Source organism: Nocardioides caricicola (assembly GCF_039541135.1).
In the GTDB taxonomy this organism is placed as follows: Bacteria; Actinomycetota; Actinomycetes; order Propionibacteriales; family Nocardioidaceae; genus Nocardioides; species Nocardioides caricicola.
In genome coordinates, this window is the sequence record NZ_BAABFQ010000006.1 from 383,435 (window position 1) to 406,969 (window position 23,535).

Annotated in this window: 25 protein-coding genes and 1 tRNA gene; 10 read left to right on the plus strand and 16 right to left on the minus strand. The window is 71.7% G+C overall.

Annotated elements, in window-relative coordinates:
* The first annotated feature begins 186 nt into the window (after positions 1–186).
* The 3 genes from ABD875_RS13165 to ABD875_RS13175 are packed head-to-tail and all read left to right on the plus strand — an operon-like array spanning position 187 to position 2,487.
* Positions 187–1,092, plus strand: a complete 906-nt coding sequence (locus ABD875_RS13165) for a sulfite exporter TauE/SafE family protein (protein ID WP_345177480.1) — start codon at positions 187–189, stop codon at positions 1,090–1,092.
* Positions 1,093–1,095: 3 nt separating this feature from the next.
* Positions 1,096–1,998, plus strand: a complete 903-nt coding sequence (locus tag ABD875_RS13170) for a sulfite exporter TauE/SafE family protein (protein WP_345177484.1) — start codon at positions 1,096–1,098, stop codon at positions 1,996–1,998.
* A 30-nt stretch (positions 1,999–2,028) separates the two neighbouring features.
* Positions 2,029–2,487: an RrF2 family transcriptional regulator gene (locus tag ABD875_RS13175; RefSeq protein WP_345177485.1), complete on the plus strand. Its 459-nt coding sequence runs from the start codon at positions 2,029–2,031 to the stop codon at positions 2,485–2,487.
* Here ABD875_RS13175 and ABD875_RS13180 read toward each other — a convergent pair.
* Positions 2,484–3,188 carry a hypothetical protein gene (locus tag ABD875_RS13180; protein ID WP_345177487.1) on the minus strand — a complete coding sequence of 235 codons (705 nt, stop codon included), beginning with the start codon at positions 3,186–3,188 and terminating at the stop codon, positions 2,484–2,486. The two genes, ABD875_RS13175 and ABD875_RS13180, sit on opposite strands and share 4 nt — an antisense overlap.
* Before the next feature lie 83 nt (positions 3,189–3,271).
* On the opposite strand from ABD875_RS13180, the gene ABD875_RS13185 reads away from it, so the two are divergent.
* Positions 3,272–3,727, plus strand: coding sequence for a nuclear transport factor 2 family protein (locus ABD875_RS13185; RefSeq protein WP_345177490.1), 456 nt, complete (start codon positions 3,272–3,274; stop codon positions 3,725–3,727).
* On the opposite strand, the gene ABD875_RS13190 is transcribed toward ABD875_RS13185, so the two are convergent.
* A complete protein-coding gene (locus ABD875_RS13190; RefSeq protein ID WP_345177494.1) occupies positions 3,711–4,292 on the minus strand; it encodes a TetR/AcrR family transcriptional regulator in 582 nt (193 codons plus the stop codon). The genes ABD875_RS13185 and ABD875_RS13190 overlap by 17 nt on opposite strands.
* Positions 4,293–4,354: 62 nt before the next feature.
* Between ABD875_RS13190 and ABD875_RS13195 the strand changes: the two genes are divergently transcribed.
* A complete protein-coding gene (locus tag ABD875_RS13195) occupies positions 4,355–4,846 on the plus strand; it encodes an FBP domain-containing protein (protein ID WP_345177497.1) in 492 nt (163 codons plus the stop codon).
* Positions 4,847–4,848: 2 nt separating this feature from the next.
* On the opposite strand, the gene ABD875_RS13200 is transcribed toward ABD875_RS13195, so the two are convergent.
* From ABD875_RS13200 to ABD875_RS13210, 3 genes are all read right to left on the minus strand, one after another.
* Positions 4,849–5,484 carry a DUF2461 domain-containing protein gene (locus ABD875_RS13200; protein WP_345177500.1) on the minus strand — a complete coding sequence of 212 codons (636 nt, stop codon included), beginning with the start codon at positions 5,482–5,484 and terminating at the stop codon, positions 4,849–4,851.
* Positions 5,485–5,756: 272 nt separating this feature from the next.
* A tRNA-Gly gene (locus ABD875_RS13205) sits at positions 5,757–5,832 on the minus strand.
* 35 nt (positions 5,833–5,867) lie between these two features.
* Positions 5,868–6,629 (minus strand): SGNH/GDSL hydrolase family protein, encoded by a 762-nt coding sequence (locus ABD875_RS13210; RefSeq protein ID WP_345177503.1) that lies wholly within the window; start codon positions 6,627–6,629, stop codon positions 5,868–5,870.
* A gap of 49 nt (positions 6,630–6,678) precedes the next feature.
* On the opposite strand from ABD875_RS13210, the gene dcd reads away from it, so the two are divergent.
* Together dcd and ABD875_RS13220 are read left to right on the plus strand one after the other, a co-directional pair.
* Entirely contained in the window at positions 6,679–7,254 is a 576-nt protein-coding gene (gene dcd / locus ABD875_RS13215) for a dCTP deaminase (protein ID WP_345177505.1), read from the plus strand.
* 31 nt (positions 7,255–7,285) lie between these two features.
* Positions 7,286–8,239 carry a siderophore-interacting protein gene (locus tag ABD875_RS13220; RefSeq protein WP_345177508.1) on the plus strand — a complete coding sequence of 318 codons (954 nt, stop codon included), beginning with the start codon at positions 7,286–7,288 and terminating at the stop codon, positions 8,237–8,239.
* Here the strand turns inward: ABD875_RS13220 and ABD875_RS13225 are convergent, their stop codons facing one another.
* The 3 genes from ABD875_RS13225 to ABD875_RS13235 form a co-directional block, all read right to left on the minus strand.
* Positions 8,240–8,395, minus strand: a complete 156-nt coding sequence (locus ABD875_RS13225; protein ID WP_345177510.1) for a hypothetical protein — start codon at positions 8,393–8,395, stop codon at positions 8,240–8,242.
* A 40-nt stretch (positions 8,396–8,435) separates the two neighbouring features.
* Complete coding sequence (locus tag ABD875_RS13230) at positions 8,436–9,263, minus strand: DUF4097 family beta strand repeat-containing protein (RefSeq protein WP_345177512.1); 828 nt, start codon at positions 9,261–9,263, stop codon at positions 8,436–8,438.
* 73 nt (positions 9,264–9,336) lie between these two features.
* A complete protein-coding gene (locus tag ABD875_RS13235; RefSeq protein ID WP_345178000.1) occupies positions 9,337–9,873 on the minus strand; it encodes a pilus assembly protein HicB in 537 nt (178 codons plus the stop codon).
* A gap of 120 nt (positions 9,874–9,993) precedes the next feature.
* On the opposite strand from ABD875_RS13235, the gene ABD875_RS13240 reads away from it, so the two are divergent.
* Positions 9,994–11,721, plus strand: coding sequence for a sodium:solute symporter family protein (locus ABD875_RS13240; protein WP_345178002.1), 1,728 nt, complete (start codon positions 9,994–9,996; stop codon positions 11,719–11,721).
* Between the two features lie 10 nt (positions 11,722–11,731).
* Complete coding sequence (locus ABD875_RS13245) at positions 11,732–11,998, plus strand: hypothetical protein (protein WP_345177515.1); 267 nt, start codon at positions 11,732–11,734, stop codon at positions 11,996–11,998.
* Here ABD875_RS13245 and ABD875_RS13250 read toward each other — a convergent pair.
* The 4 genes from ABD875_RS13250 to ABD875_RS13265 all read right to left on the minus strand — a co-directional run bounded on the left by ABD875_RS13250 (position 11,974) and on the right by ABD875_RS13265 (position 19,123).
* On the minus strand, positions 11,974–12,828 hold the full coding sequence (locus tag ABD875_RS13250) for a PASTA domain-containing protein (RefSeq protein WP_345177517.1): 855 nt from the start codon (positions 12,826–12,828) through the stop codon (positions 11,974–11,976). The genes ABD875_RS13245 and ABD875_RS13250 overlap by 25 nt on opposite strands.
* A gap of 4 nt (positions 12,829–12,832) precedes the next feature.
* A complete protein-coding gene (locus tag ABD875_RS13255) occupies positions 12,833–13,399 on the minus strand; it encodes a hypothetical protein (protein WP_345177519.1) in 567 nt (188 codons plus the stop codon).
* Between the two features lie 86 nt (positions 13,400–13,485).
* A complete protein-coding gene (locus ABD875_RS13260; RefSeq protein WP_345177521.1) occupies positions 13,486–16,470 on the minus strand; it encodes a heterodisulfide reductase-related iron-sulfur binding cluster in 2,985 nt (994 codons plus the stop codon).
* Between the two features lie 235 nt (positions 16,471–16,705).
* A complete protein-coding gene (locus ABD875_RS13265; protein WP_345177524.1) occupies positions 16,706–19,123 on the minus strand; it encodes an amidohydrolase family protein in 2,418 nt (805 codons plus the stop codon).
* Positions 19,124–19,230: 107 nt separating this feature from the next.
* Between ABD875_RS13265 and surE the strand changes: the two genes are divergently transcribed.
* Positions 19,231–20,262: a 5'/3'-nucleotidase SurE gene (gene surE, locus ABD875_RS13270; RefSeq protein ID WP_345177527.1), complete on the plus strand. Its 1,032-nt coding sequence runs from the start codon at positions 19,231–19,233 to the stop codon at positions 20,260–20,262.
* Here surE and ABD875_RS13275 read toward each other — a convergent pair.
* Genes ABD875_RS13275 through ABD875_RS13290 form a run of 4 tightly spaced genes read right to left on the minus strand, consistent with a single transcriptional unit; the run spans position 20,246 to position 23,486 of the window.
* Positions 20,246–21,160 carry a DMT family transporter gene (locus ABD875_RS13275; protein WP_345177529.1) on the minus strand — a complete coding sequence of 305 codons (915 nt, stop codon included), beginning with the start codon at positions 21,158–21,160 and terminating at the stop codon, positions 20,246–20,248. The two genes, surE and ABD875_RS13275, sit on opposite strands and share 17 nt — an antisense overlap.
* Entirely contained in the window at positions 21,157–21,906 is a 750-nt protein-coding gene (locus ABD875_RS13280; RefSeq protein WP_345177532.1) for an IclR family transcriptional regulator, read from the minus strand. The genes ABD875_RS13275 and ABD875_RS13280 overlap by 4 nt, the downstream gene beginning before the upstream one ends.
* Positions 21,907–21,915: 9 nt before the next feature.
* Positions 21,916–22,242 carry a hypothetical protein gene (locus ABD875_RS13285; protein ID WP_345177535.1) on the minus strand — a complete coding sequence of 109 codons (327 nt, stop codon included), beginning with the start codon at positions 22,240–22,242 and terminating at the stop codon, positions 21,916–21,918.
* Between the two features lie 47 nt (positions 22,243–22,289).
* Positions 22,290–23,486 carry an MFS transporter gene (locus ABD875_RS13290; protein WP_345177539.1) on the minus strand — a complete coding sequence of 399 codons (1,197 nt, stop codon included), beginning with the start codon at positions 23,484–23,486 and terminating at the stop codon, positions 22,290–22,292.
* Between the last annotated feature and the right edge of the window lie 49 nt (positions 23,487–23,535).

Consider the following 23,535-nt stretch of genomic DNA (forward strand, 5'->3'; position numbering starts at 1 on the left):
CATCATACGTACTCACCGGTAACACGGCAAACATCGGCCAGGGGGCCGGTCACCTGAGCGCGTTGGTTTGACATCAGTAACTTGCTAATCTGTACTGGGTCGGTCAAATAACGTGAAGCAGTTTCTCTGGTCGGTTGACTCCGGCACGGCGGTGGTGCAGCCGCCGGTGAACGCAAGGGTGCAAACATGCGGAAGCTCATCGTCCTCGCCGTGGTCGGCCTGCTGGCGCAGCTGATCGACGGCTCGCTCGGCATGGCGTACGGCGTCACCTCGTCGACGCTGCTGCTGGCCGCGGGCGTGGCCCCGGCCGCCGCCTCGGCCGCGGTCCACTTCTCCGAGATCGGGACCTCGCTGGTCTCCGGGATCTCGCACCACAAGCTCGGCAACGTCGACTGGCGGACGGTCTCGATCCTCGCCCTGCCCGGCTTCGCGGGCGCCTTCGCCGGGGCGACGTTCCTCGCCAACATCGACGGCGCGACCGCCAAGCCCTGGGTGGCCGGCATCCTGCTCGGCCTCGGCATCTACGTGATCTGGCGCTTCCTGGTCCTCGGTGGCCGGCGCCCGACGTTCAAGGCCCGTCCGTCGGCCGCCTTCCTCGCGCCGATGGGCGTCGTCGGCGGCGCGCTGGACGCCATCGGCGGCGGCGGCTGGGGCCCGGTCGGCACCACCACGCTGCTGTCGTCGGGCCGGCTCGAGCCGCGCAAGGTGATCGGGTCGATCGACACCTCGGAGTTCGTGGTCGCGGTCGGCGGCTCGCTCGGCTTCATCCTCGCGCTCGGCTCGCAGGGCATCGAGTGGGGGTACGCCGCGGCGCTGCTGGCCGGTGGCGTCATCGCCGCGCCGATCGCCGCGTGGCTGGTCAAGAAGCTCGCGGCCCGGGTCCTCGGCGTCGCGGCCGGCGGTCTGATCGTGCTGACCAACACCAAGACCATCGCCGAGGCGCTCGGTGCGTCCGGCACGCAGGTCCTCGCCCTGGCGGCCGTGCTGTTCGTGCTCTGGGTGAGCGGCATCGTCTGGGCGGTCAAGCAGGAGCGCCGCTCCCGCGAGGTCGCAGCCACTCCCGTCGACGACGGCGACCTGGTCGCCATCTAGGCCATGCGCAAGCTCATCCTGCTCGCCCTCGTCGGACTGGCTGCCCAGCTGGTCGACGGGTCGCTCGGGATGGGGTACGGCGTCACGTCGGCGACGCTGCTGGTCGCCGGGGGCCTCGGCCCCGCGGCGGCCTCGGCCGCGGTGCACTTCTCGGAGATCGGCACCTCGCTGGTCTCCGGGATCTCCCACCAGGCGCTGGGCAACGTCGACTGGCGCACGGTGGGGATCCTCGCGGTCCCCGGGTTCGTCGGAGCGTTCGCGGGCGCGACGTTCCTGGTCAGCCTGGACGGCGAGGTCGCGCGCGTGCTGGTGGCGTCGATCCTGCTGGTGCTCGGCGGCTACGTCACGTGGCGCTTCCTCGTCCCGCAACGACTGCAGTTCAAGGGCCGCCCGTCGCTGCGCTTCCTGGCCCCCGTGGGCCTGCTCGGTGGCGCGCTCGACGCGGTCGGCGGCGGTGGCTGGGGACCGATCGGCACCACCTCGATGCTGTCGTCCGGCCGGCTCGAGCCGCGCAAGGTGGTCGGCTCGGTCGACACCGCGGAGTTCGTGGTGACCGTCGGAGCGTCGCTGGGGTTCCTCGCCGCCCTCGGCAGCCAGGGCATCGACTGGCGCGTCGCGGCGGCCCTGCTCGCGGGCGGAGTCGTCGCCGCGCCGATCGCCGCGGTGCTGGTGCGGTACCTGCCCGCGCGGATCCTCGGTGTCGCCGCGGGTGGGCTCATCGTGCTGACGAACCTGAGGACGCTGGGGCTCGAGCTCGGCGTCCCCGGCCTCACCATCGCGCTGCTGGCCTCGGTCGTGTTCACGGTCTGGGTGCTGTGGATCTCCTGGGCGGTCAAGCTGGACCGCGCCGAGCGCGAGGGAGGGAGTGACCGCCCCGGCGACGTGGTTGCCGCCAAGGTCAACTGAACAAGTCAACACATCTGACACACTTGACCCATGCGAGTTTCCGCCAAGTCCGACTACGCCCTCCGTGCGCTGATCGAGATGGCTTCGCGGCAGGACGGTCGCGCCGTCAGCGCGGAGGAGCTCGGCCGGCTGCAGGAGATCCCGCACGGCTTCCTCCAGGCGATCCTCGCGGACCTGCGCCGTTCCGGCATCGTGATGTCGCAGCGCGGGCAGTCCGGCGGCTGGCGGATGGGCCGGGCCGCGGCCGACGTGTCGGTGGCCGACGTGATCCGCGCGGTCGACGGCCCGCTGGTCTCCGTCTACGGCCTGCGACCCGAGGCGGTCACCTACAACGACACCGCCGACGTGCTCCAGCACGTCTGGATCGCCGCCCGGCGCTCGCTGCGCGACGTCTTCGAGTCGGTCTCGATCCAGCAGCTCGCCGACGGCAAGCTCCCCGACGCGGTCACGTCGCGGACCAACGACGAGGACGCCTGGCAGCCGCACTAGCCGACCGCTGCCAACCGCTTCTTCAGCTTCTTCTTCTTGCGCTCGAGCTCTGCGTTGCGCTCGGCCAGCGCCTGGTTGTGCGCCCGCAGCCGGGTGACCTCCGCGACCACGTCGGCGACCGCGCCGGTGCTGATCACCTCGAGCAGCTCGGCCTGCGGACCGCCGGCCATCGGCCGGGTCGCCGTCCACCCGGCGTCCAGGTCGAGCCCGGTCGGGTCGAAGCCGACGACGGCCGCGAACGCGGTCCACACCGCCTGCTCGGCATCGGTGCTGGGGACGACGATCTCGTGCCAGCGCTCCGGCCGCACCGCGTGCTTCCAGGCGTCGAGCACGAGACCGGACTCGCGCGCGGTCACCACGACGTGCACCTCGAAGCCGGCCAGACCGTCGAGCAGCAGGTCGACCTGCGCCGCCGTACTCGTGGCGAGCAGCTCCTGGCTGAACACGACGTCCGACTTGCCCTTGCGGGCGCGGCGGCAGATCTCCGCCCACGCGCCCTCGACCTCGCGGCGCTGGTAGCCCCACGCCTTGTGGTCGCGGGTGATCTCGATCGCGGCGCGGAACATCTCCTCCGCGGAGATCGCCGGGTGCCGCACCCCGGCCGCCTCGAGCTCCGCGGCGTGCGCGGCGAGGGCGGAGTCGAGGAAGCCGCCGCCGGTCCGCGGCGGTCCGATGTGCAGGTACGCCTTGCGCTTGGCCATGACCGCACCGTGACAGGCGTGGGCGGACGAGGGGTGAAATCGGGGTGACGACGGGAAGGTAGAACGTGTTCTACAGTGAGCGCATGATCACGTCGGACGCCATCACCTGGACCGCCCCGAACGACGACCACCCGGCCCGCTCCGCGTCGCAGCGCTCGTACTCCGCGGTGGCGAAGGGTGACCTGGCCGAGTGGCTGACCGTGTACGCCGAGGACGCCGTGCTCGAGGACCCGGTCGGCCCGTCGATGTTCGACCCCGAGGGCAAGGGCCACCACGGGCACGAGGGGATCGCGGCGTTCTGGGAGAAGGCGATCGCACCGATCGCGAAGTTCGAGTTCGAGATCTACGAGTCGTTCGCGAACCCGGGCAGCAACACGTGCGCGAACATCGGCCGGATCAGGACGTCCTTCCCGGACGGCAGCCACACGACCACCGAGCTGATCATGGTGTACGTCGTCCACGACGACGGCCGCGTCGCGTCGATGAAGGCCTACTGGGAGCCGGACCGGACGATGGCGAGCTTCACCGCGGCGTCGTAGCGGCAGCCCACGACCGCAGCGTGTGGTCGAGCGCGTCGAGGACGCGCGCCCAGCTCTCCTCCGGCGGCGGCGCGCTGTGCGCGAAGCTGCCGCTGAGCTCGAGGTCGGTGTACCCATGCACCACGCTGCCCAGCAGCCGGGTCGCGTGCACTGCGTCGGCCTCGTCCAGGTCGTACCCGCGCAGCACGGCGCGGGTCAGGTCGGCGTGCCGGCGGCCCGCGGCGACGGCGGGGCTGTCCGGACCGACGCGCACCCGGGTGGCCTCGTTGCGGCCGGGGTGGGCGCGCGCGTAGTCGCGGTACGCCGTCGCGAACGCCTCCAGGGCATCGCGGCCCGACCGGCCGGCGATCGCCCCGCCGACCCGGTCGGCCAGCTCGTCGAGCGCCAGGGTGGCCATCCCCTCCCGCAGGCCGGTCGAGCCGTCCACGTGCGAGTAGAGGCTGGCGACGCGGACGCCGAGGACCCGGGCGACCGAGGAGAGGGTGGTGGCCGCGAGGCCGATCTCGTCGGCGAGGTCGGCGGCAGCCCGCACGACGACCTCGCCGGTCAGGCCCGCTCGCGGCATCGGCGTACCTCTCAGTCATAGGGATTTGCCTAAAGCCTATAGGAAACGTACCGTCGACGGCCGTGAGACCCGTTGCCGAGCCCGAGATCCGCGCGGCCTTCGTCAACTGCACGAAGGGCGAGGCGAGGCGGCTGAACCTGCCCGACGACCTCGCCACGCGCGCCTGGGACGACCTCGACTACCTCGGGTGGCAGGACCCGAAGGCGCCGCAGCGGCGCTACCTCGTGACCGAGCACGACGGGGTGCTGCGCGGCCTGGTGCTGCGCGCCCCGGAGGTCGGCATCGCGCGGCGGGCGAGCATGTGCTCGCTGTGCCTCACCGTCCGGTCAGGCGGTGTGGCGCTGCTGGTCGCCCCGCGGGCGGGGAAGGCCGGCCAGCGCGGGCACTCCGCGGGGCTCCCGATGTGCGCCGACCTCGCCTGCTCGCTCCTCGTGCGCGGCCGGATCGCGGCCAACGGTCCCGTGGTGTACGAGACGCTCACGGTCGAGGAGAAGGTGGCCCGGCTGCGGGCGAACCTGGACGCGTTCGTCGCCCGCGTGCTGCGGCCGGCCTGACGTCAGTCGCGCACGTGCTCGGCGACCCAGTCGACGAGCGGGCGCAGCGCGCGCCAGTCGGCGCGCACCAGCTCGAGCAGCTCGGGCGTGTGGATCACCGGCTCGAAGCCCAGCGCGTGACCCACGGTCAACGACCGGTGGCGCAGGAGCTCGATGCGCGGGTGGTCGGCGTCGTACCCGCGAGGCGTGGTCTTGAGCCGGTCCCCGCCGACCTCGAAGCCCGGCTTCTTCTCGAGCGTGCGCAGGATCTTCTCGAGCTCCGGGCCGAACCGGTCGTGGGCGACGGCCCCGCGGAACGCCGCCAGCCGCGGGCCGCTGGCCTCGTAGAACCCGGCGCCGGTGCGCACGCCGCGCGGCGAGACCTCGACGTACCACCCGGTCGCCTCCCCCACCCGGACGAACGCGCCCTGGTGGGTCTTGTACGGCGTCTTGTCCTTAGCGAACCGGACGTCGCGGTAGGGCCGGAAGATCTTCGCGGCGCCGAACTCCGGCTCGAGCGCCGCGCACAGCGCGGTCATCGGCGCCTTCACGCTCTGCTCGTAGACGGCCTTGTTCTTCTCCCAGAACGACTTCGTGTTGTCGACCTCGAGGTCGTCGTAGAAGTCGAGCGCTGCGCTGGGGAAGCCGTCGAAGGTCACGCCGGCCAGGGTAGACAGCGCCCGCACGTGACGAGGTGGCGACGCCCGCTGCAGCACCGCCACCTCGCGTTGGGTGTCGGGCCCCCGCAGCCGACACACAAGGTCCAACGCAGGCACCGGCAGGGGGTGACGGGTTACTGGTCGGTTTCTTTACCTGCCGCGGAGGTCTGGCCGAAAGGGTGACGGCCCGTGATCGTCGAGAGACGCCGAACGGCCCCGATCGGGCCGAGAAGAGGGCGATTTCACGTCTCTCGACGGGAAACGGCCGGTGCTGGAGCGGATGACGAGACTCGAACTCGCGACATCGACCTTGGGAAGGTCGCGCTCTACCAACTGAGCTACATCCGCATGACCCACGGTCAGGACAGCGGGTCGCGGGAATCCTAGTCGATCGGCAGGAGGGTGGAGCGCTTCGGGTCCAGGCCGTCGCCGGAGGAGCGGCCGGTCAGGCGGCGGTGCACCCACGGGATCGCCATGGTGCGCACCCAGTCGAGGTTCTCCCGGTGCTGCTCGGCACGGCTGAGGGGCGGCGCGTCGTGCAGGGGGAGCGCCTCGAGGGCGTGGGGCACGGCGAGGGTGTCGAGCACCTCGGTCGCCATCCGCTGGTGCCCGGCCGGTCCCAGGTGCATCCGGTCGGGGTCCCAGTAGCGCCAGTCGCGGTACTCGCGCATCCGCCAGAAGTCGACGACGTCGGCGCCGAGGCGGCGGGCGCTGTCGCGCACGAACTCGTTGTACAGCGCGAACCGCCCGCGCAGCGGCCGGTAGATCGCGGACCCGCCCGGGTCGAAGGCGGTGAAGACCACGAGCCGGGCGCCAGTGCCCGCGAGGCGGGTCAGGGCGTCGTCGTACCGCTCGGCGAGCCCGTCGATGTCGACCTTGGGTCGCAGGATGTCGTTGGCGCCCGCGTAGATGGTGACCAGGTCGGGCTCGAGGGCGAGCGCCGGCTCGAGCTGCTCGTCGAGGATCGCCGGCAGCTTGCGGCCGCGGATGGCGAGGTTCGCGTAGCCGAAGCGGGGGTTGTCGCGGCCGAGCACCTCGGCGACGCGGTCGGCCCAGCCGCGGACGCCGTTCGGCCGGGTGGGGTCGGGGTCGCCCACGCCCTCGGTGAAGGAGTCGCCGAGGGCGACGTAACGCTGGAAGCTCACCGTCCCATTGTCCGGGTCGCCCTCGCCCGCCCACCGGTAGGGTGCGAGCGTGCTGCTGTCAGACCGCGACATCCTGGCCCAGATCGACCGAGGCCGGATCGCCATGGATCCCTGGGATCCCGCCATGCTGCAACCGTCGTCGATCGACGTCCGGCTGGACCGGTTCTTCCGGGTCTTCGAGAACCACCGGTACCCGCACATCGACCCGGCCGCCGACCAGTCCGACCTCACGCGCGAGGTCGAGCCCGAGGGCGACGAGCCGTTCATCCTGCACCCGGGCGAGTTCGTGCTCGGGTCGACGTACGAGGTCGTGACCCTGCCCGACGACATCGCGGCCCGCGTCGAGGGGAAGTCGTCGCTGGGCCGCCTCGGGCTGCTCACCCACGCGACGGCCGGCTTCGTGGACCCGGGGTTCTCCGGCCACGTGACGCTGGAGCTGGCGAACGTCGCGACCCTGCCGATCAAGCTCTACCCGGGCATGAAGATCGGCCAGTTCTGCTTCTTCCAGCTCACCTCGGCGTCCGAGCACCCCTACGGCTCGGCCAAGTACGGCTCGCGCTACCAGGGCCAGCGCGGCCCGACGCCGTCGCGGTCGTTCCAGAACTTCCACCGGACCTCGATCTAGGATCTCGGCGAAGTTAGGTTAGCCTAACTTCATGACCACCACCCAGGACCGGCTCCCGATGATCCTCGACGAGGTCGAGGTCGTCCGCGTCGAGCGGTTGTCCCCTTCCTTCGTGCGCGTCGAGCTGGGCGGCGCGTGCCTCGCCGAGTTCGGCGTCGACGGCCCGCTCTACGACCAGCGGATCAAGCTCGTGTTCCCGGGTGTGCCCGGCGGGCCGGTCCCGTCGTTCGAGGGCGTGAACGACTCCTGGTGGGAGACCTGGCTCTCGCGCCCGGAGGAGGAGCGCGGCCACATGCGCACCTACACGGTGCGCGACGTCGTCGGCGAGGGTGGCGACACCCGCCTGGTCGTCGACATCGTCGTGCACGAGGATGCGCACGGCGACGTCGGCCCCGGGTGCGACTGGGCGCTGCGGGCCGCGGTCGGCGACCGGGTCGTGGTGCTCGGGCCTCGCCGGGGTGAGCAGTACGGCGGCATCGAGTTCGTGCCGGGTGCGGCGGCGCGGCTGCTGCTGGTCGGGGACGAGACGGCGGTCCCGGCGATCTGCGCGATCCTCGCCCAGCTGCCCGTCGACGCGACGGGGGCGGCGTACCTCGAGGTCCCGACCGCTGCCGACATCCAGACCGTCCAGCACCCCGAGGGGGTGGCGGTGACCTGGCTGGCCCGCGAGGGCGCCGCCCACGGTGCCGGCCTGCACGCCGCGGTGCTGGAGCACCTCGGCGCCGGGGGCGCTGTGACGCTCGAGGAGCCGGAGGAGGTGGACCCCGACCTGTGGGAGACCCCGACGTACTCCTCGTCCGGCGAGGACGTCGAGGCGGCCCAGCTCGTCGTCGGCCACGACCTCGGTGACCTCTACGCCTGGATCGCCGGCGAGTCCGGTCTCGTGACGGGACTGCGCCGCGCGCTGGTCAAGGACCTCGGCATGGACCGGCGCCAGGTCGCCTTCATGGGCTACTGGCGCCGGGGCGTGGCGATGCGGTCCTGATCAGGTGTCGATGCGGTCGGCGATCCGGTGCAGCCGCTGGGCGAGCAGGTGCCGGTGCGCCGTCGAGGGCAGCTTGGGGCTGCCTGCGCGCGCGATCCGCTCGGCCAGCTGGTGACGGTTCGTCTCGGCCTCGAGGGCGATGTTCGTGATCTCCATGGCGTGCTCCTGATGATGGTGGGCGGATGTGGTGGGGTGCTCAGACCTCGGTCAGGACGACGTCGCCGCTGACGGTCCGAGCGCGCAGCTCGAGGTGGTCGGCGCCGTCGACGGGTTCGCCGGCGCCCTGGAGGCTGGAGCGGATCTCGCCGCTGACGGTGGAGATCTCGGTCCAGACGGGGATGCCTGCCTGCACGCCGATGTGGACGTCGCCGGAGGCGCACTTGGCGGTGACCCGGCCACGGCGGGCGGTCTTCACGACCAGGTCGCCGGAGCCGGTGCTGAAGCTGAGGTCGGTGCCGGCATCCCCGACCTTGAGGTCGCCCGACCCGGTCTTGACGACCGCCGGGCCGCGGGTGGTCCGGAGCTGGACGTCGCCGGAGCCGGTGGAGACCATCAGCGTCTCGGCGGCGTCGACGACCAGCACGTCGCCCGAGCCGCTCTTGGCCTTGAGGGCCCCGCCGGCGTGCTCGACGCGGACGTCGCCCGACCCCGTCTCCAGGGAGAGTGGACCCTCGACGGCGTCGAGCTCGAGGTCGCCGGAGCCGCTCTTGAGCTGGGCTGCCGCCACGGTGCCGGTGACGGTGACGTCGGCGCTGCCGGTGCGGACCGCGATCTCGCTGTACGTCGGCAACGTGACCAGCACGTCGAGCCGGTCGCTGTTGCCGAAGCTGACCAGGCCACGCTGCTTGGGGCCGACCACCGTGATCTGGCTGCCCTCCTGGCGCACCAGCACCTGGTCGGCGTCTCGCCCGGTGATCTGCACGTGGGTCTCGGCGGTCTCGGTCGCCACGACCTTCACCGATCCCTTCCCGATCTCGGCGAACAGGCGCACGGGCTGGTCGGTCTCGAAGTGGTGCTCGGTCATCGAAGTCTCCTGAGGGTGTGTTCGTCCGCGGGGCCGGCATGCGCCGGTCCCGGAGGTGGGCCAGAGGTGGGTGCTAGACCCAGCCGGACATCCGCTTGTTGCTGCCGCGCTTGCCGGTGAAGGGGTCGGTGCCGCTGAGGAACGGGATGCTGGACAGGTCGATGTCGACGTTGATGGCGTTGTCGCGGTTGGTGGCCGCGCGCACCACGTTCACCAGCCAGGTGTTGAGCGAGTGGCCCGAGCGGTTGGCCATCTCCTCGGCCTTGGCCTTGACAGTCTCCGGGATCCGGAGCGTGACGCGGGCGACCGCGCCCTCGTCCTCGACCTCCTCCTCCGCGGCCGGCGCCGGTGCGCTCGCCGGCTCGGACGGGGCCTGGTGGACCAGGAACGCGAGGTCGCGGCCGTCGAGGCGGACGTCGACGCCGCCGTCGGGCATCTCGGCGGTGATCTCCGCGGCGGCCTGGGAGACCGCCTCCATCAGCGCCAGCCGAGCCGCGGGGTCCAGCGCGAAGCTGAGCCGCTCGGCCGCCGCCCTGGCCTCCGGTCCGGCCGCCTCGGCCGCGGCGAGCAGGTCGCGGCGGAGGTTCTCGACGTACGGCGTGATGTCCATGTGCGCCACGATGACATCATTGTGACGTCACGTCAACCCCTGGGTGACGTCACATCGGAAGCGAATGACGTCAGCGGTTTGTGAGCGCTCCGCGCGGGGCACCACAGCCGGGTGACCGTTCTGGCCAGTGACACGATCATCTCGGCGTCCGCCGTCGACTACCTGATCGTCTTCTTGTACTTCGCCGTCGTGCTCGGGATCGGCGTGCTCGCGCGCCGTCAGATCTCGGACTCCGTGGACTTCTTCCTCTCGGGCCGGTCGCTACCGGCCTGGGTGACCGGGTTGGCGTTCATCTCCGCCAACCTCGGCGCCGTCGAGATCATGGGCATGTCGGCGTCCGGCGCTGAGTTCGGGCTGCCGACCGTCCACTACTTCTGGGTCGGCGCGATCCCGGCGATGCTGTTCCTCGGCGTCGTGATGATGCCGTTCTACTACGGCTCGAAGGTGCGGTCGGTCCCGGAGTTCATGCGCCGCCGGTTCGGCACCGGGGCGCACCTGGTCAACGCGATCTCGTTCGCCGTGGCCCAGCTGCTCATCGCCGGCATCAACCTGTTCCTGCTCGGCACGATCATCCAGGCGCTGCTCGGCTGGGACCTCTACGTCGCGCTGATCGTGGCCGCGGTGATCGTGCTGTCGTACATCACGCTCGGCGGCCTGAGCGCGGCGATCTACAACGAGGTGCTGCAGTTCTTCGTGATCGTCGCGTCGCTGCTGCCGCTCACGCTCCTCGGCCTGCACCGCGTGGGTGGCTGGGACGGTCTCACCGACGGCATCACCCGGGCGGCCGAGTCGAACCCCGACACCATCCCGCCCGCCGACCAGCAGCTGAACTCCTGGCCCGGGCTGCCGCTGACCGGTTTCGACTCCGAGCTGTGGTCGGTCGTCGGCATCGTGTTCGGTCTCGGTTTCGTGCTGTCCTTCGGCTACTGGACCACCAACTTCGTCGAGGTCCAGCGGGCGCTGGCGTCCGACTCGATCTCCTCGGCGCGCAAGACCCCGATCATCGGGTCGTTCCCCAAGATGTTCGTCCCGTTCATCACGATCGTGCCCGGCATGATCGCGGCTGTCCTCGTCAACGAGATCGCGGACACGAAGGCCGGGAAGGTCGTGGAGGGCGGGACGTCCGGGGACGTCACCTACAACGACTCGCTGCTGTACCTCATGCGCGAGGTGCTGCCGAACGGCCTGCTGGGCCTGGCGATCGCCGGCCTGCTCGCGGCGTTCATGGCCGGTATGGCGGCGAACATCTCGGCGTTCAACACCGTGCTGAGCTACGACCTGTGGCAGCAGTACGTCGTCAAGGAGCGGTCCGACGCCTACTACCTGACGGTCGGCCGGGTCGCGACGGTCGCTGCGACCGTGATCGCGATCTTCACCGCGACCCTCGCCAGCAACTTCTCGAACATCATGGACTACCTGCAGGCGCTGTTCGGCTTCTTCAACGCGCCGCTGTTCGCCACGTTCATCCTCGGCATGTTCTGGAAGCGGATGACCCCGACCGCGGGCTGGGTCGGCCTGGTCGCCGGCACCGGCTCGGCGGTGCTCGTCGCCATCCTGAGCGAGGACACCTTCGGCTCGTGGAGCACCGGGACCATCCCGATCAGCGGGCAGGGCGCGGCGTTCGTCGCGGCCGGCGTCGCGTTCGCCGTCGACGTCGTGCTCTCGATCGTGGTCTCGCTCGTCACGAAGCCGAAGGAGGCCTCGGAGCTGCGCGGCCTGGTCTACTCGGAGACACCGCGGGCCGACCTGGTCGACCCCCAGGAGTCGTCGTACCCCTGGTACCGCCGCACCCTGCCACTGGCCGGCGTCTCGCTCGTCCTGGTCACCGTCTTGAACATCATCTTCTGAGGGGCCTGCCATGACCGACTCGACCACCACTCCGAAGCGGCACGCCGCGGGCCTGCTCGACATCCGCAACATCATCGGCGGGCTGCTGTTCGTGTACGGCGTGATCCTGACGCTGATGGGGATCTTCGGCGATCCCGAGTTCGAGAAGACCGGCGACGTGAACGCCAACCTCTGGACCGGGATCGCGCTGCTCGTCGCCGGTGCCGGGTTCATGCTCTGGGCGCGGCTGCGTCCGCTGCAGGTGCCCGAGCATCACGAGGAGGACGGCGAGGCGTAGAGCCTCACGTCCTCGATCTCGCCGCGCTCCCTGACGACCTCGACCTCGACCTCCCGGCCGGTGCCGCCGGCCGGGCGGATCAGCAGCGTGAACGAGTCGGCCGTGCCGGCGTCGGTCGCGGTGACCCGGATGGCCGGCAGCGAGTAGGTCAACGGCCTCTCGTCGACCAGCGCGACCTGCGCCGAGGCGTCGCGCAGCGCGTCGAGCACGTCGGGGGCGACCGCGAACGTCGGGTCGGCGAACTCCGGTGCCGGTCCGCGGCCGTTGGCGAAGTCGAGCAGCCGCCAGGCGGTCTCGCGGTCGGTGTAGTTGCTGAGGCAGTCTACGTCCGCCGGTAGAGATGTGTAGACGACGATATCGTCGCCCGATTCGTACGGCGCTCCCGTGGGCGGAATGCTCCCCAGCACCCGGTCGAGCACCTCGCACGCCCGCCGGGTCTTCACGGTCACCTCCAGGCCGCGGTCCTCGAGCAGCTCCGCGGCCGCGGCGCCGTCGTACCCGAACAGGGACGGCACCTGGTCGTCCTGGAGCCGGTCCTCGGGCGGTGGGTCGGGACGGGTGAGCGCGACCGCGGTGCCGACGGCGGCCACCACTGTCGCGAGCACCAGCAGGCGCGGGCCGCGACGCCGCCGCGGAGCTGCGCCGAGCACCGCGTCGCGCAGCGCTGCGTGGACGAGCGGGTCGGGGTCATCGGCACGCCGGATCCGGCGCTCGTTGCGGTCGAGCACCTGCCGCACGACGCCCGGCGCGTCGTCCTCGGGCACGCCGAGGTCGACCGCCGCGCGGACCAGCGCGTACCAGCGGGCGTCGAGGTACTCCCGGGGGTCCACGGTCCTAGGGAACACCGAGGAGGGTCGACACGGCCACCAGCTCGCCCTCGTCGCTGGCGAACAGCTGGATCGCGAAGTCTCCGCCGCAGCCGCGCCCCGACCCGTGGGCGGGCACGACCACCACCCGCTCCATCTCCCGCAGGCTGCGTGGGAGGGGACCGAACGTCTTCAGGCAGTCGCTGGTCGCGGCCTCGGCGTACTCGACCCGGCGATGCTTCTTCAGCACGGTGATGGGCGAGATCGGGCAGGTCCGTCCGGCGTACCGCCCGACCTCCGTGCACGTCGCCCAGGCCGGGAGGTCGGCAGCCAGTCCGGGCGTGACCACGCCGGTGAGGGCGTTGCCGAGGAACAGCGCGACCTGGTCCCGCATGGGCGGTACGTCGCCGCCGCGCACGAACTCGACGAACGCGGCGCCGATCTCCGGCTCGGGCTCCGTCGTCGGCTCGGGTGCGGCCTCGTGCGACTCGCTGGCCTCGGGCTCGGTCGGCTCCGAGGTGGGTGCCTCCTGGCCGCCGCACGCGGCGAGGACGGTCACGGCCAGCGCGGTGGCCAGGAACGGTCGGATCGGCATCATGCTCCTCCGGAGACGACGAACGGGTCGTGTGCCTGAGAACGCGGTATACCCCGTTCTCAGGCACACGACCCGTCCGCGACTGCTCACAGGTCGAAGAGCGAGCCCGTCTCGTTGATGTCGACGTCGGTCTTCGGCTGGTGCGCCTCGCCACTCGCCTGCGGCTTCGGCTTCTCCTCGGCGGGCTCAGCCTTCGGAGCCTCAGCCTTCGGAGCCTCGGGCTCGGGCTCGCGCTCGGGCTCGGGCTCCGGTTCCGGGGCCTTCGCCGGCGCCGGTGCCGGTGCTGCCTCCGGCTCGGGAGCGGCGATGTCGAACAGCGAGCCACCCTCGGGGATGGTCGTGGTCGGCTCGGCCGCCGGCGCCGACTCTGCCTTCGGCTCCTCTGCCTTGGGCTCCTCTGCCTTGGGCTCCTCGGCCTTGGGTTCCGGTGCTGCCTCCGGCTCGGGCGCGGCGATGTCGAAGAGCGACCCCGATCCGATCTCGGAGGCCGGCTCGGCCTTCGCGGGCTCGGCCTTCGGTGCCGCCGGCTCGTCGGCCGCGATGTCGAAGAGCGAGCCGCCCGACGACGCCTCCGTCTTCGGCTCGGTCTTCGCCTCGGTCTTGGCGGGCGCGGGCGTGTCCTCGGCAGGCTCGTCGGCCGCAATGTCGAACAGCGACGAGCCGCCCGACGCGGCGGCCGGCTTCGGGGAAGGCTCCGGCTCGGCATCGGCCTTGTCGTCGGAGTCGAGGTCGAACAGCGACGAGCCGCCGGAAGCCTTCGCGGCCGGGCCGACGTCCTCGGTGTCGACGACGGTGTCCTCGGTGATGGTGACGTCGCCGGCCTCCGGCTCGGCCTTGGTCGCGACCGCAGCGGCGGCCGCCTCGCCTCCGGAGCCCGGCAGGTACCGGGTGGCCTGCTCGCCCTTGACCGACGCGAGCAGCATCTGGGCGACGTCGAGGACCTCGACCTCGGCGCGCGCCGAGCCGTTCGCCTGCTGGGAGGTGAGCCCGTCGGAGAGCATCACGCGGCAGAACGGGCAGCCGACCGCGATCTGGTCCGCGCCGGTGCCGACGGCCTCGGCGGTGCGGTTCTCGTTGATCCGCGAGCCGATCGTCTCCTCCATCCACATGCGGGCGCCACCGGCACCGCAGCAGAAGGACCGCTCGTTGCTGCGCTCCATCTCGACGTACTCCGCACCCGGCAGCACCTGAAGCAGCTCGCGCGGGGGCGTGTAGACGCCGTTGTGGCGACCGATGTAGCAGGGGTCGTGGTAGGTGATCGAGCGCTTGTGGGCGCCGGCGCCCTCCTTGACCGGGGTGAGCTTGCCCTCGCGCACCAGCCGGTTCAGCAGCTGGGTGTGGTGCACGACCTCGAGCTCGATCCCGAACTCCTGGTACTCGTTCTTGAGCGTGTTGAAGCAGTGCGCACAGGTCGAGACGACCTTCTTGACCTTGTACTCCTTGAACGTCTCGATGTTCTGCTGCGCGAGGCCCTGGAACACGAACTCGTTGCCGGCCCGGCGCGCCGAGTCACCGGTGCAGGTCTCGCCGTTGCCGAGCACGCCGAAGCTGACGCCGGCCATGTCGAGCAGCTCGGCGACGGCGCGGGTGGTCTTCTTCGCGCGGTCCTCGTACGCGCCGGCACAGCCGACCCAGAAGAGCCACTCGACCTCGTCGAGCGACTCGATGTCGTCACCGACGACCTTGACGTCGAACGGCAGGTCCTTCGCCCAGTCCATGCGCGCCGTCGGCGACATGTTCCACGGGTTGCCCTTGTTCTCCATGCCCTTGAAGAGCTGGTTGAGCTCGGCCGGGAAGTTGGACTCGACCAGGACCTGGTAGCGGCGCATGTCGACGATGTGGTCGACGTGCTCGATGTCGACCGGGCACTGGTTGACGCACGCACCGCAGGTCACGCAGGACCAGAGGACGTCGGGGTCGATCACGCCGGCGCCGTTCTCCGGCATGTAGAACCAGTCGTCGCCGGTGTCGCCGACCAGCGGGCGCTCGGCCTCGCGGGTGAGCGTGTCGGAGCCCTCGACGAGCTTCGCGCGCTTCTCGTCGTCGCCGGCGAGCATCAGCGGGCCCTTGGCCATGGCGTGGTCGCGCATCGCCATGATCAGCAGCTTCGGGGACAGCGGCTTCTCGGTGTTCCAGGCCGGGCACTGGTCCTGGCAGCGCCCGCACTCGGTGCAGGTGGAGAAGTCCAGGAGACCCTTCCAGCTGTAGTCCTCGATGCTGCCGACGCCGAGCACGGCGTCCTCGTCGAGGTCGTCGATGTCGTCCAGGGTGACCGGCTTGCCCTGGCTCATGAGCGGCTTGACCGAGCCGAGGGCGACCGGCTGGCGCTTGAACAGCACGTTGAGCGGGGCCAGGAAGATGTGCAGGTGCTTGGAGTGCACGACGTCGATGAGGAAGACCAGCATCACGCCGATGTGCAGGATCAGGCCGGCGCCCTCGAGCACCTCGAGGGTGTCGTGGGACAGCCCGTCGAGCAGGTCGCCGATCCAGATCGAGACGAACGCGCCGGAGTCGTACGGAAGGTTGCCGGTCGCGGCGGACGCACCACGGAACAGGAACATCGTCCAGAGGACGTTGAAGATCATGAACAGCACCAGCCAGGCGCCGCCGGTGTGCGAGCCCTTGAAGCGCGACCGCCGGCCGAGGCGGGCCGGCGACTGCTTCAGCCGGATGACCGCGAACGTGATGATGCCGAGGAGGCAGAGGACCGCGATGAAGTCCTGGGCGAAGCCGAGGATCTCCCAGTGGCCGACGATCGGGATCGCCCAGCCCTCGGGGAAGGTGAACAGCGAGCCGTACGCCTCGACGTACACGCTTCCCAGGATGATGAAGGCCCACATGACGAAGGCGTGGGCGGCGCCGGGGATCGTCCACTTGAGCAGCTTGCGCTGGGCGAGGACCTCGACGACCAACGTCTTGACCGCGCGCCCGATCCGGCCGGTCACGCCGACGACGCGGTCGGGGGCGGGCTGGCCGCTTGTGATCAGGCGGTACAGGAAGCCCACCCGGCGGGCCACGATCGGCAGCGCGATCAGATTGATCGCGATCCCGATGATCAGCACTGCAGTCACTTGTAACTCCCTGTTCGGCTGCTGGACGGCGCGGCTAGGTGAGCCTATTGCCCGGTTCGGGGCGCGTCAGTCCTCGGAGACGTGAGAAGGATCCTACCGACTGGTAACTTCGCGCCGTGAACCGGCTTGCCCCGAGGACTGTTCGGGCAATGCCTGACGTTCTGGGCTGAAGCTTCGGCCGAGAACGTCAGGATTCCCCGGGGGGCCGGGGAAACCTGCAGCGGCCGCCGGCAGCTCAGGCACCGAGCCCGGTCACCCGGCCCGCTCGCGAGAAGCGGACGGTGACCATCACCTTCGGGTCGGACGCCGACCTCGCGCAGAAGCGGTACGTCGACCCGAGGCGCTGGTACGGCTGGCCGACGGCCTGCATCACGGCGCGGGTGGTCAGGCCCGGGCGGATCAGCGACCGCACCTTGCCGAGACCGAGTCGAAGCCCCGGGTTGCGGCAGGAGTCGGGAGCGATGCCCGTGGCGCGCTCCCACATCTGCAGGTAGGCCTCGGCGCCACGGGCCATGTCGTCCTGGATCCTCGCGCCGTCGCCGGCCTTCTGGGAGTCCGCGACCTGGCCGAGGTCCTCGATCCAGTCCGGGTAGAGCCCGTACTGCGCGACGCCGTCGACGTTGATGTCGTAGACGCGCTCGCCGGCGCGCTGCTGCTCGACGGTCACACCGCCGAGGCCCTCGAAGGGGTAGGTGACGAGGTTCGCGGCGTCCGCGCCTCGGGGATCGCCCTGGGCGCCGAGGCCGTTCATGTCCGCGCCGAACCCGATGCCCCAGTAGTAGCGCGGGTCCGCCCAGCCGACGTGGGTGCGCCACTTCTCCACGAAGCCGGTCGAGTCGCCGGCGTACGGCGCGATGAAGCCGCCCGCCTCGTAGATCCGCGGGTAGGCGTCCTGGGTCGACCAGGAGTGGCTCGAGAGGACGCCGTGGTAGCCGAGCTCGTCGATGGTGTCGAGGGCGGCCACGCGGGCCTTGACGCTCATGTGGTCGGGGTCGAAGAGCATGTGCTCCTCGGCCAGCCGCTTGATGGTGTACTCGCCGAGCGTGGTCAGGCCGCGGCTGTTGCAGTGGTCGGGCCGCGGGTAGAGCGGCAGCGCCGGGAGGCCGCCGGGCCCGAAGACCTCGGCGATCGCGCCGAACAGCGCGTCCTGCTGCTCCGGCGAGATCTCCGGGGCGCCGACCTGGTTGTGGTCGTGCGCCTCCGGGTTCTCCGGCTCGCAGTGCTCCATGTCCCAGAACGTCCCGGTCTCGAGGAAGTTCGCGGTGTTGACCAGCGCTCCGACGGCGCCGTTGTCGCCGGCGATGCCCGACAGCGCGTTGTCGAACTTGTTGACCAGCTCCATCTGCCGGACCCCGAGCTCCTTCACCTCGGCTAGCTGGGCGTCGATGTCGTCGATGTCGCAGGCAGGGACGTCGCCGCCGGGCAGCGCCTTGAACGTGCAGCCGAATGGCACGCTGGTCTCGATGCCCATGACGACCGCGAGCTTGCCGGCGTTGATCACCCGGCGCGCCTCCCAGGGCGACTTCACGATCCGGTAGAAGCCGCGTCCGGGCCCACCGAACTGCGCGTCGATGTAGTCCTGCATCTCGTACATGCGCTGCGCCTGGAGGCGGACCGAGTCCATGTCGTCGCAGGAGTTGTGCTTGATCGGGTACAGCTGGCAGAGCTGGTTGTTCTCGACCAGCAGGTTCACGAAGATCCGCTGCCCGCCGCGCCACGCGCGCTCGAGCCAGCGGTAGTAGGTGCCCTCGTGGGTCAGCGACTCGGGCGCCGGCCAGTCCTTGAACGTCGGCCACCCGACCGGGTCGTGGTGGGGCTCGCCGGACAGCGCGGACTCCAGGACGCCGCCGTACCCACCGGTGGCGGTGTGGTCGGGGCAGTCGACCAGCGCGTACGGCGCGCCGTACTGGTCCCACGGCTTGCCGCAGTGCGCGTCGCCGCCGAGGAACTCGAAGGCCATGCCGTGGGTGTGCGCGTCGACGTACCCGCGCACCTCCTGGAACGGCGTGACGCCGGCGTGCGGGGCGCCGGACACGTCGATCTGGGACTCCGGGTACGCCGCGCAGCCGGTGGTCCGGGTGAGCGGGAACCGCTGCACCCCGTCGATGACCAGGGCGCCGCCCTCGTTGGCGAAGCCGAACCGCGAGCCCGACTTGGTCACCGTCCACACGGTCGCGGGGCTGGGCGCGTCGGCGCGCTCCCCGCCGGCGGTGACGAAGCGGCGCTCGGCGTCGTACAGCAGGTAGTCGCCGAGGTCGGTCGGCTTGAAGTAGATCGGGTCGCCGGCGAGGTCGTAGCAGCCGTTGGCCATCGCGTAGCGGTCCTGCGGGTGCAGCGCGTGCGGGCGCGTCGTGGTTGCCGTGGTGAGCGGAGGATCGGGGAGGCTGCGCTCGCGGGCGACGTACGACGCGCTCGCGGCGCGGTCGGCCGCGCTGGTCGGGTCCTGCGTCCGTGCGCCGAGCTCGCCGGCGCGCGAGATCGCGTTCTTGTCGTGCTGCAGCGCCTGGCCGGCGTCCTGCGCGGCGGCGTACCGCTCGCCGAGGCCTCCCGGCCGCAGCCCGGCCGCACCACCGAGCGTGAGGGCGGTGGCGACCACGGTCACCCCGGCGGCGGTGGCCCAGCCGAGCCGGCGGGCGGAGCTCTTCTCGATCACGCCCGTTCCAACGACACGCGGTGACGGAAGTCACCGAAACTGGAACACGTTCCAAAATTCTGTTCCAGACTGCGAGGCACCATCACCCGACCCCCGGAGGTCTCGTCGTGCCCCGCTCTCGCCTCGTCGCGCTGGCCATCGCCGCCATCGCCACCCTCGTCGCCGGACTGCTCGTCAGCACCGCCGGCGCCAGCTCGGCCAAGCCGCCCGCGAACGTCGCGGGCCTCAAGATCATGCTGACCAACGACGACTCCGTGCAGGGGGCGAAGGCCGACGGCTCCGACGGCGCCGGCCTCTACGAGCTGCGCAAGGCGCTGTGCGCCGCCGGGGCCGACGTGATCGTCGTCGGCCCGTGGGGCCAGCAGAGCGGCCAGGGCGGCCGGATCACCACCGACCGCGCGACCGGCCTGACGGTCTCGCCGGTCACCCCGCCCGAGGCGTACGCCGGTGACTGCGCGGACGCGGAGTCCGGCGGCCACGTGTACGGCGTCTGCAACAGCAACACCCCCTGCGACGCGGACTCCAAGAGCGCGTCGCCGGCCGACACGGTCCGCATCGGCACCCAGAACTTCCTGCCCGCCACGGTCTGGCCCGAGGGCCCGGACCTGGTGCTCGCCGGCATCAACTGGGGCCAGAACGTCGGCACCGTCGTCTCGCACAGCGGCACGACGAACGCCGCGGTGACCGCGCACGAGCTGGGCTTCCCGGCGATCGCGCTGAGCGAGGAGTTCGACCTCATCCCCTGCGCGGTCCAGGGCGTCAACTGCCCGACGTACGCGCCGGGCGCGGCGTTCACCGTCAAGCTGATCGGCAAGCTGCGCGCCGCGAAGCTGCTCAAGCCGTCGACGCTGCTCAACGTGAACTTCCCGTTCATCGCGGACGGCGAGAAGGCCGGCAAGCCCGCGCTCAACGTCTTGGGCAACGGCGACATGGTCGAGATCGCCTGGACCGGTGCGGCCACGGTGGAGACGGGCGGCACCTACATGCTCGGGTTCCCGACCGACCGCAAGTCGACGAACAAGAACGCCGACACCGAGGCGCTCCGGGCGAACCGGATCTCGATCGTCGCGATGGACGGTGACTGGAGCATCACGTCGCCCTCCAAGCAGCTGACGGCGATCGTCAAGGCGCTGGGCTGACGTCCAACGCGGTGGCCGGCTTCCTCCCGAGGCCGGCCACCGCGGCCAGGATCAGCACCCCGCCGAGCACGCCGGCCGCCCCGAGCCGCTCGTCGAGCAGCCAGGCCGCGAGGACGGCGGCGGTCAGCGGCTCGAGCAGGGTCGCGATCGCCGCCGAGCTGCCGGGCGCCGTCCGCAGCCCGGCGTAGAAGAGCAGGTAGGCGAGCCCCATCGTGAGCACGCCCAGGTAGACCAGGGTGAGGCTGATCGTCGGGTCGCCCAGCGCGTCGATCCGGACGCCGGTGACGAGCGTGAGCGGCGCCAGGGCGAGCGCGCCGACCGTCGTGCTCGCGGTCGCCAGGCTCAGCGGCGGCGTCTCCTGCGCCAAGGTGTGACCGACCACCGTCGTGAGGGCGTACGCCGTGCCGGACCCGATCGACGCGAGCACGCCGAGCATCGGGTGGGGCCCGCCGGCCGACCCGGCCGACACGCTCACCAGCACCAGGCCGACGAGCGCGGCCGCGAGCACCAGCAGGTCGACCGAGCCCGGCGCGCGGCGGCGCCGCAGGCTCTCGACGATCGTCACGATCACCGGCGCGAGCCCCAGGCTCACCACGGTCGAGACGGTGACGCCGACCGCGACGACGGCCGCGAAGTACAGCGCCTGGTACGTCGCCGTCGCGACGCCGACGAGCACGACCCGCCACGGGTGGCGGCGGGCCAGCGAGCGCAGGTCGCCGAGCTGGCGGACGGCCGCGACGGCGACCAGCAGGAACAGTGCGCCGATGAGCATCCGCCAGGCGCTGATCGTGACGACCGAGAGCTCCTCGGCATCGCGGATCACGTGCACGGCGAGCCCGCCGGTGCCCCAGAGGACACCGGCCAGGCAGATCTGGGCCAGCCCGACGCGAGCGCTCACCGGGTACCGCTGATCCGGCCGGTGAGCTGGGCGGCCGTGGCGGCGACGGCCTCGGCGAGGGCGCCGTCGGCGGCGTCCTCGGGGTAGGTCACCGCGACGGCGGCGACCGGGTGCTGGTTGTGGTCGAGCACGGCGACGGCAACGCTCGCCAGGCCGGTGGTGACCTCGCCGTTCTCGGTCGCGTAGCCGCGCTGGCGGGCGTCGGACAGCACGGTCCGCAGCCCGCTCAGGGTGCGCGGCCCGCGACCGGTGCGGTCCACGAAGTCCGCGGGGGTGGAGTAGAGCGCGCGCACCTGGCTGCTCGGCAGCAGCGCGAGGATCGCGCGCCCGCTGGCGGTCAGGTGGGCCGGCAGCCGCACGCCCACGTCGGTCACCAGCGGCGGCCGGCCGGACGCGCGGTCCTCGAGCACGTAGAGCACCTCACGGCCGTGCAGCACCGCGAGGTGCGCGGAGTGACCGACCCGGTCCACGAGCAGGGCGAGCGGGCGCCGCGCGAGCCGCTGGAGCGGCTCCTGGCGCGCGTAGCCGCTGCCGATCTCGAACGCCGCGAGCCCGAGGCCGTAGCGGTGCTCGTCGGCGAGGTGGACGACGAAGCCCTCCTCGATCATCGCGTTCAGGAGGTGGTACGTCGTGCTGCGCGGCAGCTCGCACGCGCGCATGATCCGGTCCAGCGGGACCGGGTCGGGCTGGCCTGCGAGGAACCGGAGCACCCGCAGCGCGCGTGTGGCTGCGGGCACCTGGCTCATGCGGGAAGGTTAGTGGCCCGTGCCCGGGTCGATCCGGTCGGCGGTGCGCAGGGTGTCCTCCCGTCGGGCCTCCTCGTGCTGCAGGCCCCGCTCGGCCTCGGCCGCACGCTGCTCGGCCTCCTCGGCACGCGCCCGCGCCTCGTCGGCGCGCGCCTGCTCGGCGGCGGCATCGCGCTGCGCCGCCTCGACGGCGCCGGCCTGGGCCGAGGCCTTGGCGCGGAGCTGGTCGGCGCGGTGCCGGCGCTGACCGGTCCGCTTGCGCGATGCGGCGATCGCGACCGCGGCGACCGCGGCGATCACCACGAGCACGACGACGATGATGATCACGGTCTTCATGGGTTCCTCCCCTGGGTGAGTCGTCCCCAGGAACGCCGTACCCAGCGTCAGCACAGCTCACGCTCGTCGCGGACCGGCACCAGCGGTGCGGCGACCACGGGGAGCAGCGCGGCCAGCGCGAACGTCGCGGCGTACCCGACGTGGGCCACCGCGAGCCCGCCGAGCGGCACGACCGCGGAGCCGGAGAGGAACTGGGCGGTGTTCTGCGCGCCGAGCGCCCGGCCGGACCAGAACGGACCGGCCCGCTCGGCGATCGCGGTGAACGCCAGGCCGTTGTCGGCCACCGTCACCATCGTCGCGATCACGACCAGCAGCCCGGCCACGGCGAGGTCAAGGGCCGCGGTCAGCGCGAGGAGCGCGAGCGTGGCGGCCGCGGCGAGCGCGACCCAGCGCAGTGGGCGCAGCCTCGAGCCCACGACGTCCGAGAGATGACCGACCGCGAGCCGGCCCAGCGCGCCGGCGACCTGGGCGGCGGCGATCAGGGTGCCGGCGGCGGCCGGCGCCCACCCGCGCTCCTGGACCAGCCACACCAGCGCGAACGACCAGACGAGGAACTGGGGCGCCACCAGGAGCACCGACACCCCGTGGATGCGGGCGAGGTAGGAGTCCTGGCGGTACGGGTTGACCGCGGCCTCGGGGGTACGCGCGTCGGGGCGCGGCGGGTCGACGACCACGGCCGCGACCAGGAGGAGGGCGAGCACGCAGGCGACAACCGGCACCCACAGCGCGGCGTGCGCGCCGGCGGCGTCGGCCACGACCGCGACCGAGACGGCGGCGACCCCGACCCCGATCGGCTGCGACATCTGCCGGATCCCCATCGCCAGCCCGCGTCGCTCCGGCGGGAACCAGCCGACGACCACCCGGCCGCTCGCGGCGTTGGTGCTGGCCGCGGCGGCGCCGGCGAGGAAGAGCGTGATCACCAGCAGCGGCGTACCGCCCGACAGGGCGCCCGCGACGCCCGCGGCCGCGGTCGCGGCGAGGCCCGTGAGCAGGACGAACCGCTCACCGCGACGGTCGGTGACCCATCCCCACGCGACGAGCGTCGCCATCACGCCCACGGTCGAGGCGGCGGCGACCACCCCCGCTTCGGCCAGGCTCATGCCCTGTGCGTGCAGGGCGGGGATGAGGAACGCGGGCCCGTGGATCATCACGGCCGCGGCGGCCTGGGCGAGGGTGCTGGCGGCCAGCATCGCCCAACGCCGCGCGGCGCCGACGTCGTACGCCGGGGCCAGGGTCTGGGTCACAGCTCCCAGTCAAGGCCCGACGTACGGCGAACGGCGCCGCGTCTCGTGG